This window comes from Collinsella sp. OM04-5 (assembly GCF_003439125.1).
In the GTDB taxonomy this organism is placed as follows: domain Bacteria; phylum Actinomycetota; class Coriobacteriia; order Coriobacteriales; family Coriobacteriaceae; genus Collinsella.
The window spans coordinates 159,437-175,823 of record NZ_QSUU01000004.1; the positions used below are offsets into that span (position 1 = coordinate 159,437).

Annotated in this window: 9 protein-coding genes; all 9 read right to left on the reverse strand. The window is 59.5% G+C overall.

What is annotated here, in order from left to right:
* Positions 1-67: 67 nt before the first annotated feature.
* The 9 genes from larD to DXB53_RS03870 all read right to left on the reverse strand — a co-directional run bounded on the left by larD (position 68) and on the right by DXB53_RS03870 (position 16,130).
* Positions 68-799 (reverse strand): D/L-lactic acid transporter LarD, encoded by a 732-nt coding sequence (gene larD, locus DXB53_RS03830; RefSeq protein ID WP_117583384.1) that lies wholly within the window; start codon positions 797-799, stop codon positions 68-70.
* 49 nt (positions 800-848) lie between these two features.
* Positions 849-2,126, reverse strand: a complete 1,278-nt coding sequence (larA, locus tag DXB53_RS03835) for a nickel-dependent lactate racemase (protein ID WP_117583385.1) — start codon at positions 2,124-2,126, stop codon at positions 849-851.
* A gap of 416 nt (positions 2,127-2,542) precedes the next feature.
* Entirely contained in the window at positions 2,543-5,299 is a 2,757-nt protein-coding gene (locus tag DXB53_RS03840) for a phosphoenolpyruvate carboxylase (protein WP_369831552.1), read from the reverse strand.
* 314 nt (positions 5,300-5,613) lie between these two features.
* Positions 5,614-6,927 carry a histidine--tRNA ligase gene (hisS, locus tag DXB53_RS03845; protein ID WP_117583387.1) on the reverse strand — a complete coding sequence of 438 codons (1,314 nt, stop codon included), beginning with the start codon at positions 6,925-6,927 and terminating at the stop codon, positions 5,614-5,616.
* 305 nt (positions 6,928-7,232) lie between these two features.
* Positions 7,233-8,537 carry an MFS transporter gene (locus DXB53_RS03850; RefSeq protein WP_117583388.1) on the reverse strand — a complete coding sequence of 435 codons (1,305 nt, stop codon included), beginning with the start codon at positions 8,535-8,537 and terminating at the stop codon, positions 7,233-7,235.
* Positions 8,538-8,575: 38 nt separating this feature from the next.
* Complete coding sequence (locus DXB53_RS03855) at positions 8,576-9,874, reverse strand: M20 family metallopeptidase (protein WP_199409675.1); 1,299 nt, start codon at positions 9,872-9,874, stop codon at positions 8,576-8,578.
* Positions 9,875-9,990: 116 nt separating this feature from the next.
* Entirely contained in the window at positions 9,991-10,974 is a 984-nt protein-coding gene (locus tag DXB53_RS03860) for a DMT family transporter (protein WP_117583389.1), read from the reverse strand.
* A gap of 200 nt (positions 10,975-11,174) precedes the next feature.
* Positions 11,175-13,364 (reverse strand): YhgE/Pip domain-containing protein, encoded by a 2,190-nt coding sequence (locus tag DXB53_RS03865; RefSeq protein ID WP_117583390.1) that lies wholly within the window; start codon positions 13,362-13,364, stop codon positions 11,175-11,177.
* On the reverse strand, positions 13,365-16,130 hold the full coding sequence (locus DXB53_RS03870) for a YhgE/Pip domain-containing protein (protein WP_233503794.1): 2,766 nt from the start codon (positions 16,128-16,130) through the stop codon (positions 13,365-13,367).
* Positions 16,131-16,387 lie beyond the last annotated feature (257 nt).

Consider the following 16,387-nt stretch of genomic DNA (forward strand, 5'->3'; position numbering starts at 1 on the left):
TTGCATGTCCGAGGACGCGCTGGGAAGTTACCCCATGCGGACGGCTGACAACCTATGTAGCCTTGGACTAGAACATGCCCAAGAAGCCATGCACAAACAGCGCGGCCACAATAGCACCGACAAACGGCGCGATGCCAGGAACAAGCAGACCATACTTCCAGTTGTTGTCAGCCTTGTTCTTAATCGGCAGCACCTGATAAGCAAGGCGGGGACCAAGGTCACGTGCCTGGTTCATAGCGAAGCCGGTGATGCCGCCCATGCCCATGCCAACGGCCCAGACAATCAGGCCGACGCAGATGGCGAGCATCAAAACGTCCTCACCAGCACGGCTAGCAGCAGCAAGGATGGCGCTAATGAACACAAAGGTGCAGATTGCCTCGCAGAAGAAGTTGCGGGCATAGTTCGTACCCTCGGTGGTGGGGTTGGTCGAGAAGATGTTGCGCTGGGCAATGGGATCGACGACACCCTCGGAAGCCTTGAACTCATCGGCATACATAAACCAAGCGATCACGGCACCCACAAAGCCGCCGAGCATATCGGCAAGCATGAAGGGGATGCAGTTGCCCCACGGCACCAGACCGACGATGCACTGGGCAAGCACCATAGCGGGGTTCATGCACACGGCGCCGCCAAAGACAAACAGGCAGACCGAGATGCCAAAAGACCAGGTGGTGATGGCAAACATATGGCCGGAGCCCTGATACTTGGTGCCTTTGAGCACGGTATCGCAGTGCACGCCCACGCCAAAGACGATCATGAGGGCCGTCGCGCCGAATTCGCAGAGGAGTTTGGTAAGCATAAAACCTTATCTTTCTTGTCGGTTATAAACGATTCGTTTAAGCCGCGCACTAGTGCTGCGCGACGACAACACCCAGGCCATCGGGGATGACGGCGACCTTGGCGTCGGCACCCTTCATCTCAAAGGCGAGCTTGAGCGCCTCCTCGAGGGTGTTGACCGGCGTCATGTGCATATCCTTGAGCATCTGGTGATCGCACAGGTCGGTGACCATGATCACGGGGTGATGCGCCAGGATGCGGGCAAAGATCTGGCTCGTCCACTGATCGGGCAGGGTCTCGTCCTTAGGACGATCGATACAGGCGCGCTCAAACTCTGCCGGATCGTTGTCGGCGATGTTGTGATAGAAGCCCTCGCCGCCGTGACCGTCGGCACAACCGGCGACGTCGATGATCACGCCGCCCTCGGGAAGCGTGGCCTCGGCAGCGCACATGCCCTTCACAGCCTGATAGATGTTCTGATCGAGGGGGTAGCCGCCGTTAGTGGTAATGGCGATCTCGCACTCGACGGGCTCAACGCCGGCAAGGCTCTTCACGAACTCGCAGCCAGCCTCGTGCGCCTTGTGGATGTCGCCGGCAAAGGAGCCAATGACCTCGTGCTTGCCGTTGAGCACCACGTTGAGCACAAAGGCAAGGTGAGCCATCTCGGCGGCGGCAAACATGTCCTCGCTCACGTGGTTGTGGCACAGGTTGCCGGCACGCGAGTGGGAATCGTTCACAAACTGACCGTTGTGGTTGTACATGATGGTCTTGTAGCTGGCGATGCCAGGCAGGACGGACTTGCGGCTACCAGAGAAACCGGCAAAGAAGTGCGGCTCAATAAAGCCCTCGGCAAGCAGCAGATCGCAATCGGCCGCAATCTTGTTGATGATGCACTCGCCACCAGAAGGCAGGGTGCCGATCTTTTTCATCATGCTGTCGTCGGTCGCGACATGCATAACGATTTCCTCGTTGGCAACGATGTCCTCGCCATACTTATTGACGAGCTCCTCGTGCGTCGACGGACGGTGCATACCCGTAGCAACCAAAATACGCACACGGGCCTCGGGCGCAGCGGCATGAATGTGATGCAGCAGAATAGGCATCGTCACACGCGAAGGAACGGGACGCGTATGGTCAGAGCTGATAATTACGATATCCTTTTTGCCAGCACAAAGCTCCTCGAGCGAAGGCGAGCCATAAGGGTTGGCAAGCGACTCCTCTACCAGCTCTTCCTGCGATTTTGTAGTCTTAAACTCGTTTTGATGACCTTCCATCACACCCGCGAAGTTCTTGTCCTCGAGCTCCAGATGCAACGTCTTGTGGTCAAACGGTAGTTCACATTCAAACATTGACGAGCGCCCTCTTCCTTTCAACTGACACACTAGTCAAACCGTTGGAAGGATACGCCGCTCACCGAAAAACACCACCGTCCACCGACTCATTAACACAACGTTCATATTTGACCCATAACAAAACGGCCGTGGTCCCAATGAGGACCGCGGGCGCTACAGTCGCAAGGCGAGAAGCGCCAAACGCGCCGCCGAGACAGACCCCATCCAAAACGCGCGAAGCGCGCTATCTTTTCCCCAGCAGTAATCCGCCGAAGACCGGACATCGTAGGGCCCCATCAGTTTACTTTTAGGCACACTCCGCAGGACGCAAGAAGCCCTCGCCGCACGAAGTGCGCAGCGAGGGCTTCTTGCATGTCCGAGGACGTGCCTAAAAGTAAACTGATGGCGGACCCGGACGACTACAGGGTTATCGATTACCCCGTGTTCTGCAATCCTGCCGAGACGCCGGTCACAGTCGAAAGAATCAGGCTCATGTACTCGGCCTTCTTCTCCTCGGCCATCTCGTCCTGGTTCATACGCACCTCGCGAAGGGCGCGGACCTGAGCGATGGACAGGGCGTCGACATAGGGGTTACGCACGCGAACGGCGCAGCCAAGCACGCGACGGCGCTGTAGCGGCCACTCGTCACCGACGATGGCAAGGACCCACTTACGCGTGAGCTGCATCTCGGTGAAGACCTTCTTGGACAGATCCTGGCGATCGCCCAGGTGCAGATACATCTTGGCGATGCGCTGGTCGGTCTTAGCGATCGACATCTCGATGTTGTCGATGAACGTGCGGAAGAACGGCCACTCCTGGTAGGCAGCCTTGAGCTGGTCAAGATCGCCCAGCTGCTCGCAGGCGGTACCCAGACCGTACCAAGCGGCCAGGTTAATGCGAGCCTGGCTCCAGCTGAAAATCCACGGAATGGTACGCAGGTCGTCGAGCGACTTGGCACCCAGACCGCGCTTGGCCGGGCGCGAGCCGATCGGCAGCAGACCGACCTCGGTCAGCGGCGTCACGGTCGAGAACCACGGTGTAAAGTCCTCGGTGTTCAGCAGATCCAGATAGCGCTCGTGGCTTGCAGCGTTGAGCTTCTCGGCCATATCCCAGAACTTCTGCGTGGTCTCGGTGTTGGTCTTCTCGACGCTCGGGGCCGACTGCAAAAGCGTTGCAGCGGCAACGGACTCAACATGGCGCTGAGCCAGCGTGCGGTTACCGTAACGGGCAAAGATGACCTCGCCCTGCTCGGTGAGCTTAAAGAAGCAGTTGACCGAACCCTTGGGCTGCGCCAGCACGGCCTTGTTGGCCGGGCCGCCACCACGGCCCACGGCACCGCCGCGACCGTGCATGAGCACCAGATCGATATCGTTCTTCTCGGCCCACTTGGCAATACGCTCCTGTGCGGAGTGCAGCGCGAGCATAGCCGTGGTAGGACCGGCATCCTTGGAGGAGTCGGAATAGCCCAGCATGACCTCCATGCGACGGTTGGTCTGGGCAAGGCGCTTTTGCACCACGGGCAGCGTAAGCATCTGGTCGAGCACGTCGACGCAGCCCTCGAGGTCCTCGAGCTGCTCGAACAGCGGGATCACGTCGAGCTCGGGGACATCCTCCTCATGCGCAAAGGACAGGTGGGCAAGCTCAAAGACGTCGGCCACATGCTGGGCGCTCTTGGTGAACGAGATGATGTAGCGGTGCGCCATCTTCTTGCCGTAACGCTTTTGGATGGAGCCGATAGCGCGGAAGGTATCGATGACCTCGCGCGTCATGGGCTGCAGATCACCATGGATACCGTTCTCGTGGATATCCTTGAGGGCGCGGGCGTGCACCACGGAGTGCTGACGGAACTCCATCTCGACCATGTGGAAGCCGAAGGACTCGACCTGCCAGATGATGGTCTGGACCGGGCCGTAGGCAGCACGGACGGCACCGCAGGCGGCCAGCGAGCGCTGGACGACGCGCAGGTCCTCCAGGAACTCATCGGCGCTGTGGTACATGGTGTCGGTGATGCGACGCACGGTGGCGTTGAGTCGGTCGGCCATGACGAGCATGACGGCGCGATGCGGCTCGTGCTCGGAGATTAGTTCAGCACGTGCGGTGTACTGAGTGCTCATCTCGACCTGATGGTTCCACAGGTTGATGAGCTCGGCAGACGGCTTGCTGTAGGTGGCCTCGAGCGTGAGGTTGCGGCCGATGCGGCGGCACTTGTCCTCGAGCTTGAGCACCATATGGGTGAAATACTTGGCAGCGACCTCGCGGCTCACCTTGGCGGTGACGTTGGGGTTACCGTCGCGGTCGGAACCGATCCAGCTGCCGGGGTGGAAGAACGCCGGGCACAGCGGCGGCACGGTGCCGGCCTTATCGCCCAGCACCCAGTCATCAAAACGACGATAGATGACGGGAATAACGTCGAACAGCGTGTTATCGAAGATGTCGATGATGGTATCGGCTTCCTCGACCGGCGTGGGTTTCTTGAGCGCGATGGGGCTCGTACGCACCAGGGCGTCGATCTCCTGCAGCATATGGCGCTCGTTCTCCACCAGGTCGGAACCGCCCAGACGCGGACGCTCCTCCAGCAGGTTGGAGATACGGCGAATCTTGCCCTCGACGGCCTTACGACGGGCCTCGGTGGGATGTGCGGTAAAGACAGGGTGGAACTCGAGCTTGCCGAGCAGCTCGTTGGCGCCCTCGACACCCATCTCGTTTACCAACTGGTGATAGGCGACGGTGAGTTCGTTGGCAGGATCGACCTCGGTATCGGTCGATGCGCCGGCCTCGCGCTCGCGCAGCTGCGCCACACGGTAATTCTCCTCCGACAGGTTTGCCAGATGGAAGAAGCTCGTAAAGGCGCGGACGATAACCTGCTGTTTATCGAGCGGCAGGCTGTCGATCATATCGACAACCTCGCGAAACGCCACGGCGGTGGGCTCGTCGGCAGTGGGCACGCCCTGCTCGTCGACGGACTCGTCGGCAGCACGGCTACCGGGGTTGCCGGCATTGGCCACAATCTCGGCTGTCAAAATCTTGTCGAACAGGTCCGCGATCTCGGGATCATACTCGCTAAGCACACGGCGCTCCAGGCGCAAGAACAGCGCCAGATTGTCGCGCAGCTCCTCGGGGATCTCGATCTCGGCGAGACGCTCCTTGGACTCGGCATTCAAGCCGATTCGGTTAACGAGGCGGTTGACCACGGCAGCGACACGCGCCGCGGCTTCGGGTACAGACTGGTTGCTTGGGTTCTCAGCCACGTTTCCTCCCATTCCTCCTTCTATGCACGTAACATGCGGTATCCATTATAGGCACTCGGCAAAAACTTTCGACGCTGATTGCGCTTTACCACACAAAAGTATTTTCTGCATTGCAAGGGTTTTTGCCCTAAATGGTCGTATTTCTCGGTAGGCGGCATATACAAACGGGGGCATTCCGCATAAAAGCGAAACACCCCCGTAACAATCGTTCTCCATGAGCAGGGCACGTTAGCAGGCCCGCAGCTCAAAAAGATGCGCTACAGGCGCTCGCGAACCGCCTCGACCACATTGGCCAAATCGACGAGAACCTCGTCATGGCTCTGCATGTCGCGCACCTTAACCTTGCCGGCAGCAAGCTCGTCGCCGCCCAAGACCAAAATGAGCTTGGCGCCCACCTTGTCGGCCTGCTTAAACTGGGCCTTGAGCGAACGGCCCTGATAGTCTGCCTCGGTCACGATACCTGCGGCGCGAAGCTGCTGCGTAATGGCAAACACGTTCTGGCGCAGTTCCTTGCCGGCATTGGCGACGTAGACACACGGGGCCTCATCGGCGCCCAGGTCGCTGCCAAAGGCCTGCAGGGCCAACAGGGCGCGCTCAAAACCGACGGCGAAGCCGACGCCGGCCGTGGGCTTGCCGCCCTCGAGCTCAACCAGACCATCGTAGCGACCGCCGCCACCGATGGAACCGACGCCGGCGCCGGGAGCCTCGACCTCAAAGACGGTACGGGTGTAGTAGTCCAGGCCGCGCACCAGGGTGGGGTCCTCGACATACTCGATGCCAGCGGCATCCAGATAGCGCTTGACCTGCTCGTAGTGCTCGCGACACTCGTCGCACAGGTTGTCACCCATCAACGGGGCCTCGGCCATGATCTCGCGGCAATGGTCGTTCTTGCAGTCGAAGGCGCGCAGCGGATTAAGCTCGGCGCGCTCGCGGCACTCGTCGCACATCTCGTCGGCGTGGTCGAGAATGAACTGCTTAACCTGCTCGCGATAGGCCGGACGGCACTGGGCATCGCCCATCGAGTTAATGAGCAGACGGAGCTTGGAAAGATCGAAGCCCAGGCGCTTGTAGAACTCCATGAGCATAATGATGCACTCGGCGTCTGCCGCCGGATCGGGAGCACCGAGCCACTCGATGCCCACCTGGTGGAACTGACGCAGGCGACCCTTCTGAGGACGCTCGCCGCGGAACATGGCCTCGGCATAGTAGGCCTTAAACGGCGTGGAGCCCTGAGGCACCAAGTTGTTCTCCACGACGGCGCGCACCACGCCGGCCGTGCCCTCGGGACGAAGCGCCAGGCGCTGCTTGGGCTTGAGCTTGCTATCGGTACCCTCGGTAAAGACGCGCTCCAGGTTGGCGCCGCTAAACACGCGGAACATCTCCTTGCGCACGACGTCGGTCGACTGGCCGATGCCGTGGACAAACACGTCCACCTGCTCGATGGCGGGCGTCTCGATGGGCTTAAAGCCAAACGGCTCGAATACGCCGGCCGCAATCTGCTGCATTTTTTGCCAAGCGCGCATCTCGGCGCCGATAAGGTCGCGGGTTCCCTCCGCCTTCTGTGCCTGCATGGGCAAACACCTTTCTTTTGTATCGCGTCATAGGTACAGGACATTATACGGCACAAAGCAGCAACGCGGCGGCGCGTCTGACCGAACGAGGGTATGGGGACTCGTTCGGCCAGACGCGCCGCCGCTGTTTGTGATCCGTTTTCCTCCGTCCCCTTCGGATCACGTGATCTGTTGGGGACGGAGGAAAACGGATCATTTCGTAGGCCCGTGGCGACCTTGGAAACCGAATGATGGTACGAGCATCCATTCGGCTCCCAAGACCGCCGCGGACAGAGCAGGGTGAGCCGGCAAACGCGGCAGCGTGCTTACTCCCCCGCCACGCTCGCGCGCAGCTTGGCGGCGATGGGCTCGGATGCCAGCAGGAACACGAGCATGACCACGGAGCACGCCAGGCACACAATCCAGGTGCTCGCAAAAGAGCCCGTGGCATCGAACAGCACGCCCGAAACGATGGCGCCCACGGTGCCGCCGACCATCTCGAGCGAGGTAATGGTGCCCGTGACCTTGCCGAGGTCGGCCATGCCAAACTGCTTTGACGCGGCAATGGTGGGCGTGATGGTGCCCATGCACGTTCCGATACCAAAGCTCACAGCGGCCACAATAGGACCAAGGTCCGTCGTCGGGAAGCACAGCGCCACACAGGCGACAATACACGCAACGGAACCCAGCACGTTGCCAAAGCGCAAACCAAAGCGATCGTAGATGGCGCCGAGCGAAATCTTGGCGATAACAACCGTGACCATGTAGGCAGAAAGCACCGTACCGGCCCACATGGGGTCGTGGCCGCCCGTAACGATCTTGGCGCCGTTGACGGTAACGCTCGTCATGTTGGTGACCTGGTTGGGCAAGATGGCGCCGTTAACGAGTCCCATAAAGAGGAAGGCGACGACAAGCAGCCAAAACGCCGGGCTCTTCTTGATGCGAGACCAGCCAACGTTAACCTCAGGCGCCGTGTGCTCATCCTTGTCGCCAGCCGTCGAGACGGACGGATCGCCCGGGTTCTCGCCGAGCGGCTTAAGGCCGATCTCGGAAGGCTTGGTGCGGAAGGAATAGGCCGTGATGGGCAGCGCCGCCACCATGCAGATAGCCGCGAGCACTAGGAAGGCGGAACGCCAGCCAACGCTCACGATAAGCGAGCTCACGATGGGAGACAGAATAGCGCCGCCAAAGCCCGAGCCCGAAAGTGCGATGGAGATGGCAAGGCCTCGCTTGGCCGTAAACCAGTTGGCGGTCACAAGGCTAATGAGCAGGCGGGTCGAGGCGACGGCAAAGCAGCCCGAGACGGCAAAGAGCACGTAGACCTGCCACAGCTCACCGACAAAACTCATGCCGGCAAGAACGGCAGAGGTGGCGATAACAGTGAGGGAGCCCAAAACGCGACCGCTCACTTTATCGGCCACATGACCGATCACAAGTGAGCCGATAACGCTCACCACGGTGGAGATGGCGTTGGAGATGTTGTACTGCGCAAGAGAAATGCCCAAGTCGCTGACGATGAGCGGCTGGAACAGACTCATGCAGTTAACGAAAATCGTGTAGCACGTGGCCATGATGACAAAGCCGGAGGCCACGACGAGCCAACCGGGGAAGAATTTATGCTGCCGGGACATACTGCTCCTTTTTAACGAACGAGTAGCAAGATTGGGTGCTACCGGTGGTCGGCGATGTAGCCCAAAGCGACGGCGGCATAAGCCGCGGCGCCAAGGGGAAGCTCGGCATCGCTAAAACGTGCCTTGGGATGATGCTGAGCAAAGTGCTCGTCCGTATCAGTCACGGCAGCGCCCACGGTAAAGTACGCACTCGGGATCTCGCTCGAGATCAACGCGAAGTCCTCGCTCGCCATGGCGTGGAACAGCGGCAGGAAGGCAGCCTTGGGCAGCACCGCGCCCACGTAGCCAAGCGACGCCTGCGTCATGCCGTCGTCGAGTACCAGCGGCGGAACATCCGAAAGCGTCTCGATAGTCGCCGGCGTGCGATACGTTGCGGCCACGCCGTTGACGACCTCGGCGATGCGGGTCTTGAGGTGCTCCATGAGCTCGACGTCGAAGCCACGCAGCGTTCCCTCAAGCACACAAGTGTCGGGAATGACATTTGCGGCCTGACCGCCGGCGAACTTGCCAATGGTAAGCGCGACCTCCTTGGCCGCCGGCACCTCGCGGGAGATGAGCTCCTGAAGCGCCAGATGCACATGGACGCCGGCCGTGATGGGGTCGATGCAGATCTCGGGGCTCGAGCCATGGCCGCCCTTGCCCTGAAGCGTGATGCGAAAACCGTACACGCCCGAGAGCGCCGGGCTGCCGTAGAGCACCAGGCCAAGCGGCGACTGGCTATTGACATGTATGGCGAAGGCGGCCTGGGGACGCGGGTTCTGCAGCAGACCGTCGGCGATGGCGGCGCGGGCACCCTCAAAGGTTTCCTCGCCCGGTTGGAACAGCAACTTAATCGTGGCGTTGGCGTCGACAAGCTCGGACTCGCGGGCCTTGAGCAGGCGCGCCGCACCAAGCAGCGCCGTCGCGTGCATATCGTGTCCGCATGCGTGCATGCAGCCGTTCGTAGAGGCGAAAGGCTCGCCTGACTCTTCAGCAACAGGCAGGGCATCCATGTCGCCACGGAGCATGATGACCGTACCGGCCTGTTTGTCCGTGCACGTACCGTTACCCCGAGCAGCAGCTGCCGCGCCGGCACCGATTAGGCCAACGACACAGGTGCCGTCAACAAGCACGGCATAGGGAATATCCATCTCGTCCAGACGCGCCTGGATAAAGGCGGACGTCTGCGGAAGGTTGTTACCGAGCTCAGGCGTTTGATGGAGATCATGGCGCCATGCGGCAAGCTCGTTGGCAAACGCCTGAGCTTCTGCAACAAGACCGTCACCGATAGCGGCCTGCGCCGCCGCGGTGGCCTTGGGCGCTGATTGCGGTTGAAGATCGGACTGAGCTGGTGCCATAAATGCCCTCCAGTAACGTTTTTGCAGTAAGCACTTTGATAGCGTAAAGCGCAAGGTACAACTTTAAGGGCGAGGTATAAAAAATGCCGCCCCAGGAGGGCGGCGCAACAAGTTGTTTACAATTGCGGGCGCGGCTTTCGACGCAAAAAATCGAAGTGAGTCTCGCTCAAGATAATCGACAGGAAGATAAGCACAAAGCCGGCGAGCAGGCGCGAGGTGAGCGCCTCCCCCATCAGCAGCACCGAAAACAACACGCCCGAAGGCGACTCCATCGAAAGGAGCAGCGAGCCCGTCGAAGCCGGGACATGCGCCAGGCCGACGTTTTGGATGAGCAGAGCCACGCATGTGCAGCCCACCGAGAGAAACGCCATCACACAGATAAAATTCGGCGTCCACACGGACAGAGGCGCCTGGGTCTCGAATAGCAGCGACGAGATCAGGCTCAGCACGCCATTGCCCACAAACATCCAAAACGTGATGACGTTGATGTCCATTTTGCGACCGTACTTGGCGGTCACCGCCATCTGGATGGCGAAGAAAACCGCGCCGCCCAGCGTAATGGCATCGCCGATGTTGAACTCGACGCTATCAAGCGCCACCAGGCCAATGCCCGCCAAGCACAGCAGTGCCGCGCCCAGATTATAGCGGGTGAGTTTTTCGCCGCTCAGAAAATAGCTCGCAAAGGGCACGAGGATGCAGTACGTACCCGTCAAAAACGCGTTCTTGCCCGCCGTGGTGTGCGCCAGACCGACCGTCTGCAGGACGTAGGCGGCCCACATAAGTGTGCCCATTCCAAGTCCGACGATAAGATTGCGGGCGTTGAGGTGCGCGATGATGCGCTTGTGGAAGATGACAAACATGACCAACGCCGCAGGCAGAAAGCGCACGTAGAGCAGTTCAAACACCGGAATGGTGTCGAGTGCGTCTTTCATAGTGGTAAAGGAGTAGCCCCAGATAATCGCCACCGAAAGCAGTAGAACTTTCCAGAACAACGGCGAGCGTGCGCCGGCACCCCGGGGAATACCACCCGCGCCCAAATCCTCACGGGCTACAGGGCTATCGGGCATGTTTTCGATTTCGTTGGCAGCGTATTGGGCCATGGAACATCCTCGCGCTCAATCTGGGCGTGGTGTCCGCACGCGCGTGACCGCATGCCGCCTCATGGTCAAATAAAAACGGGGGGCACCGGACCCCCGGTACGCCCCGCTACTGTAGCAACAACCAAGCAACCCACGCAATTCACTACGCTAAAGCGTCGAGCCGGAAGGCCTCGATGTTCCGTCAACGCCACATTGTCGCGCTAAATCAATTTGGTCGACTCCAGCTTTTCGATGATCCAGTCGTTGGCCTTGATGACCGGGCGGCGGAAGACGACGCCCAGGCCCAGCGACGGAATCAGGTAGCTCGCCAAGATACCCAGCTCAATCCAGTACTCCATATGGTAGGCGCCAGCCATGGCGGCGTGCATGGCGTTGATGCCGTGGGTAAACGGCAGGAACGGGTAGATCGCCTGGAACACGGGGCCGGTCATCTCGATGGGGAACGTACCGCCTGAACCGCCGACCTGCATGACCAACAGCACGACAGCGAGCGCCTTGCCGATATCGCCAAACGAAACCGTGAGCGTGTAGACGATATTGGAGAACACGAGACTCGCGACCCAGCCCGCCAGCACAAACTGCAGCGGGTTGTCGCATTGGATGCCAAAGAACAGGATGTCGCCCGCGCACACGAGTGTCGCCTGCAGCAGGGCCAGACCTCCAAAGAACAGGTAGCGGCCCAGGTAGATCTCGTGCAGGCGCACGGGGATCAGCTCGTTGATGAGCTCATCGTCAACCGATACCTTCATCATGGCCGCCAGCACGATCGAGCCGACCCACAGCGACAGAATCGTATAGAACGGCGCCATGGCCGAACCGTAGTTGCGGATCGGATAGACCGGCTTGCGGTCGAGCGCAACGGGGCCGGAAAGCGACACGGCCAGGCCCTCGGGGTCGTTGCCGATCATCGTCTTGATCGTCGCCAGGTCACCCGACATCAGGGCGCCGTCGAGCTCGTCCTTGAACGCGCTGATCTTGTCCGACGCCTCGCCCAGCTGATCGGAAGCCTTGTTGACCAGCTTTGCGGCCTTGGAGAGACCCTTTGCCAGCGAACCGGATGCGTCGGTCAGGCCGGCAACAGCGCTATCCAGGTCGCCCGAGATGCCGTCGAGCGAATCCAGAACGCCCGAAATAGTTTTCTTGAGCTCCTTGGCCTTGACCGAGAACGTGGAATCGTAGTCGGACTTAGCGCCCGAGATGCCCGCCTTGGCATCGGCGATGGCCTGGTCGACCTCGGCACGCGTGCTGTTGACCTCTGCCATGCTGTCGGAAAGGGACTTTGCGGTTGCCCTCAGGTCGTTGGCATTGTTACGATACTCCGTCGCGATCCTGCCCAGCGATGTAGCCACAGACTTGAGGTTGTCCTGGAGCTTTTCGTCACTCACCTGATCGGCAAAGCTGCGGAGCTGGTCGGCCGTGTCGTCGATTTCCTTGGCGCGCGATTCGAGTGCCGACGCGGCTTCGTTGAGCTGGGTCACCGTAACGTTGACATGCTGGTTTGCGGCGTCGAAAGCCTTCGCGAGCTCGGCGGACACGTTGTCAAACGAGCCCGCACTTCCGTCAATCGCGGCGTTGATGGCGTCGTTGGCGGCCTTGAGTGCTTCCTTGGAATCACTAATGCCGCTCTCGGCGTGCTCCATCAACTGCTTGGTAGATTCATCGACCTTACCCGTCTGCTGGAGCATACCGCTCGCCGACGTCAACGAATCGGAGGTCGAGCTCAAAATGCCCGCCAGCGAAGTCGCGTTGGCTTGAACGTCCTGCAGGTCCTCGACCGAATCGCCCAGTGTCGAGGACAGGTTGGCGATAAAGCTGCTGACCTGATCGGTGCTCATGTAATCGAGCAGGCTGGACACGGTCTTAAGGCCGATGGTCGTGATGGTCTTGGTAAAGGTCTCATTCACCTGGCTCTGGACGGCGCTCGAACCCTTTTCGGTCACGATCTGGGCGATGGCGTTAGCCTTCTGGTTTTCGTAGAACTCGATGTCGGCGTGCTTCACGTTGGTCGAGAAAAGCGTCATCATGTCGGCGCTAAACGTCTTGGGGATAACGACGGCGGCATAGTATGTGCCCGACTTAACGCCCTCAATCGCCTTATCGCGGTCGTTGAGGACAACCCAGTCAAAGTTCTCGTTACCGCGCAGGGTCGCCGTCACGTTTTCGCCCACGTTGATCTCGACGGGAATCAGGTCGCTCTCGTAGCCCTCATCGGTGTTGACCACTGCAATCTTAAGGTTGCCGGTATTGCCGTACGGATCCCAGCTGCCGGCGATGTTAAACCACGCGTACAGGCACGGCACGATAATGAGGCCCATCACGACGACCATGCCGATCACGGAGCGAGACACGTTTTGGACATCACGCTTAAACAGGTGCAGGATGTTCTTCATTTATGCCTCACCTCCTTTAGAGTGCTTGCCAAGCAGGGTGGTATCTCCATCATTTGTAGCTGTGCTGTCGCTGCCCTGAGATTTACGATGCGCACCAATATGCGGCAGACGGCTCGTGGGCTGTTCGCTGTCCTTGGTGCCCCGCTCGCTGGCGTTGAGACCAAACATGCGACGGGCGGCAGGGATGGCAGCCGTGTGCTCGCGCATCTCGCGGCGCAAGTCCTCGTCCGAAAGCGCCGAGATGCGCATCTGGGTGTTGAGGCTTGCACGGATGTACTCGATGTTGATGAGCCAGCCGCAGATGGCAATGACCGAGATAATCCAGATAACCAGCAGAATGATCTTGCCATTGTTGTCGATATCGAGAACCGTCGACAGAATGAAGAGCAGCACCTGCACGCCGACTACAGCAGCGAAACCGCCCTTGATGTAGTACGGGTAGCGATGCTCAAAGGCGACCGCATGATCGAGCAGTTCGCGACGGTACGAATCGGAATCGAGCATGACGCGCATGGCCGTACGCAGCGAATAACGTTGGCGCGGCAGGTCGTTGGACTCGCAGATCATGAGGCCCGTCGTGGAAAGCTGCTTATCAAAGAGCAGATTGAGGTTGAGCAGCAACGGGCGCAGCTGCAGACCGATAAAGAGCGCGATGATAAGGAACACGCCCAGGATGCACAGGTTGAACAGGTAGTTGAACGAATACATGCCACCGACGGTCTCGCGCAGCAGGTTGATGCCATAGGTGAAGGGCAGCAGCGGATGTAGCCATTGGAAGAAGCCGGGCATCATCTCGATGGGATACATGCCCGACGAGCCGGGGATCTGCACAATGACGAGGATGACGCCAATGGCTTTACCGATATGCTTAAAGGTGGTGGACAGCGCATAGATGATATTGACGTAGGTGAACGAGATAGCGATGCCGCCCAGCACAAAGAGCAGCGGATTGACGCACTGAACGCCAATGACTAGGTCGCCTACCGTAACGATGATGGCCTGGAACGCGCCCAGGATCACCAGTAGCAGCCAGCGGCCAAAGTAGCCCTGATGCGCCGTAAAGCTACCGATGCCCTCGCGGTCGACCTCGAGTTTGTAGATAGCGATGAGCACATAGCCGCCTACCCATAGCGCCAGATTGGTGTAGAAGGGCGCGATGCCCGAGCCAAAGCTCTTGACCGGATAGATTGACTTGGATGTCAGCTCAACCGGAGATGCCATGAAATCTGCCACGTCATTGACGTCGACGTCCATGAGGTCGGCTAACTCGCCCATAGACCCAGAGGTCTGCAACGCCGCAATGTCATTGGCGGCGGTCGCGAGCTTGTCCTGAACCTTGGCAAGGGAGGCGTCGGTTTGGGACAGCGTGGTCTTTGCCTGCTCGAGCGTGGCGCCGAGCTGCGCCAGCGTGCCGCGCGCGCTCGCTATCGTGGGGGTCATACCCGATACAATGCCGGTCAAATCGCCCGAAACGGCGGCAAAGGAGTCAAGCGCGCTCGAAGCCTTCGGAAGTGCGTTCTGACCCAGATCGGTCTGAGCCTGACCGAGGTTAGCCGTACCGGTCTGAATTGCCGCGTTGAGTGCTTTGCTCGCGTTCGAGACGGCCGTGGCGTCATTTGCCATGGCGCTCGACTGCGCGGACAGACTGTTCTTGATACTCTGCAGCTGGTCGTTCTGCTTCTTGAGCGTATCGATCGTCGAGGCGATCAGTGCGTCGATCCGATCCGATCCCGTCGAGGTATCGCCGGCAAGAATCTGCAGGTGGCCGATAACTGCGGTGTTGTGATCGATCGTTGCCTGGAGAGACTCGAGCGAGTTGTCGATGCGGGTGGTCGTAGATGTGACCGTGCCCGTCAGCTTGCCGATGGCAGCGTTCGCGGAGGCCGATGTCTTGGTTAGCGCAAGGCTGCCTTCCGAGAGCGCCTTGGAGAGCGAGGTGATGGACTTGCCAGCCGTGGTACGAGCTTCGCCCAGCAGATCATTACCCTGAGCGATTGCCTGCGTTAGCGAAGGCGCCTGTCCCTGCAGGCCCGCCAACGCAGCATCGGCCGAAGCAATCGAGCTGCTCGTCTTGTCGATGGCGGTGTTCATGTCGCCGATGGAATCACGCACTTCGCCCAGGGTATCAGACGCCTCGGACACCGAGCCCGCCAGCGAATCCTGGGTCTGGGTTGCCTTGTCTTTAAGATCGATGCCAGCATCTTTGGCAATGCCCGCGACGGTCTCGCCCACCGTGGAGACAAACTCCGAGTTGATCTGCTCCTCGATGGTGTTGGCACCGGTATCGGTGACCTTGGGCGCAATGGCGCTCTTTTTCTCGTTGACGTAATAGGTGAGCTTCGGCTGATGGTAATTGCCATCGAGCATCGAGACAAGATTGTCGGAGAAGTTCTTGGGGATTACGATCGCAGCGTAGTATTCCCCGCTCTCGACACCCTCTTTGGCATCGGCAGCCGAGTCGACGAAGGTCCAGCCCAGCTGATCGTTCTCCTTGAGCTGATCGACCACCTTATCGCCCGCGTTGAGCTCGCCCACTAGGTCGTTCTGAGTGCCCTGATCGTTGTTGGCGATGGCAATCTTGATACCTTGGGTGTTTCCGTACGGATCCCAGTTTGCCACGATGTTGTACCAGGCATACAGCGAGGGGATAACGCACACGCCAAGGGTAACCACCAAGGCGACGGGGTTCACAAGCAGTCGCTTAATGTCGCGCTTAAATATCGCAAAGGAGACCTTTGCATCGGATAGTTTGCTGCCGAGACTCACGCTTGGACCATCCATCCTGTCGTTGAATCAAATCGTACTATCAAAACCATTGTACGTAGGCGCTTTAGCGTCTCGAAGCACAATGGTATTGAGTTTTGCGGGTAGCAATATACTACGAAGATGAGTTAGTGTACAGTTGTACAGTATCTTTAATATCAGCAGGTCACAAAACCACAGCCCGCACAAATTAGCAGTCCGGATAAATAGTCATTGGGTGTTCCTATAGTTTTGTCAACCGTCGGGGCTACTCCCGGTAG

Coding starts and splice junctions, on each gene's coding strand:
- larD (WP_117583384.1), bottom strand. CDS start 799: ATGCTTACCAAACTCCTCTGCGAATTCGGCGCGACGGCCCTCATGATC.
- larA (WP_117583385.1), bottom strand. CDS start 2,126: ATGTTTGAATGTGAACTACCGTTTGACCACAAGACGTTGCATCTGGAG.
- hisS (WP_117583387.1), bottom strand. CDS start 6,927: ATGCAGGCACAGAAGGCGGAGGGAACCCGCGACCTTATCGGCGCCGAG.
- DXB53_RS03850 (WP_117583388.1), bottom strand. CDS start 8,537: ATGTCCCGGCAGCATAAATTCTTCCCCGGTTGGCTCGTCGTGGCCTCC.
- DXB53_RS03855 (WP_199409675.1), bottom strand. CDS start 9,874: ATGGCACCAGCTCAGTCCGATCTTCAACCGCAATCAGCGCCCAAGGCC.
- DXB53_RS03860 (WP_117583389.1), bottom strand. CDS start 10,974: ATGGCCCAATACGCTGCCAACGAAATCGAAAACATGCCCGATAGCCCT.
- DXB53_RS03865 (WP_117583390.1), bottom strand. CDS start 13,364: ATGAAGAACATCCTGCACCTGTTTAAGCGTGATGTCCAAAACGTGTCT.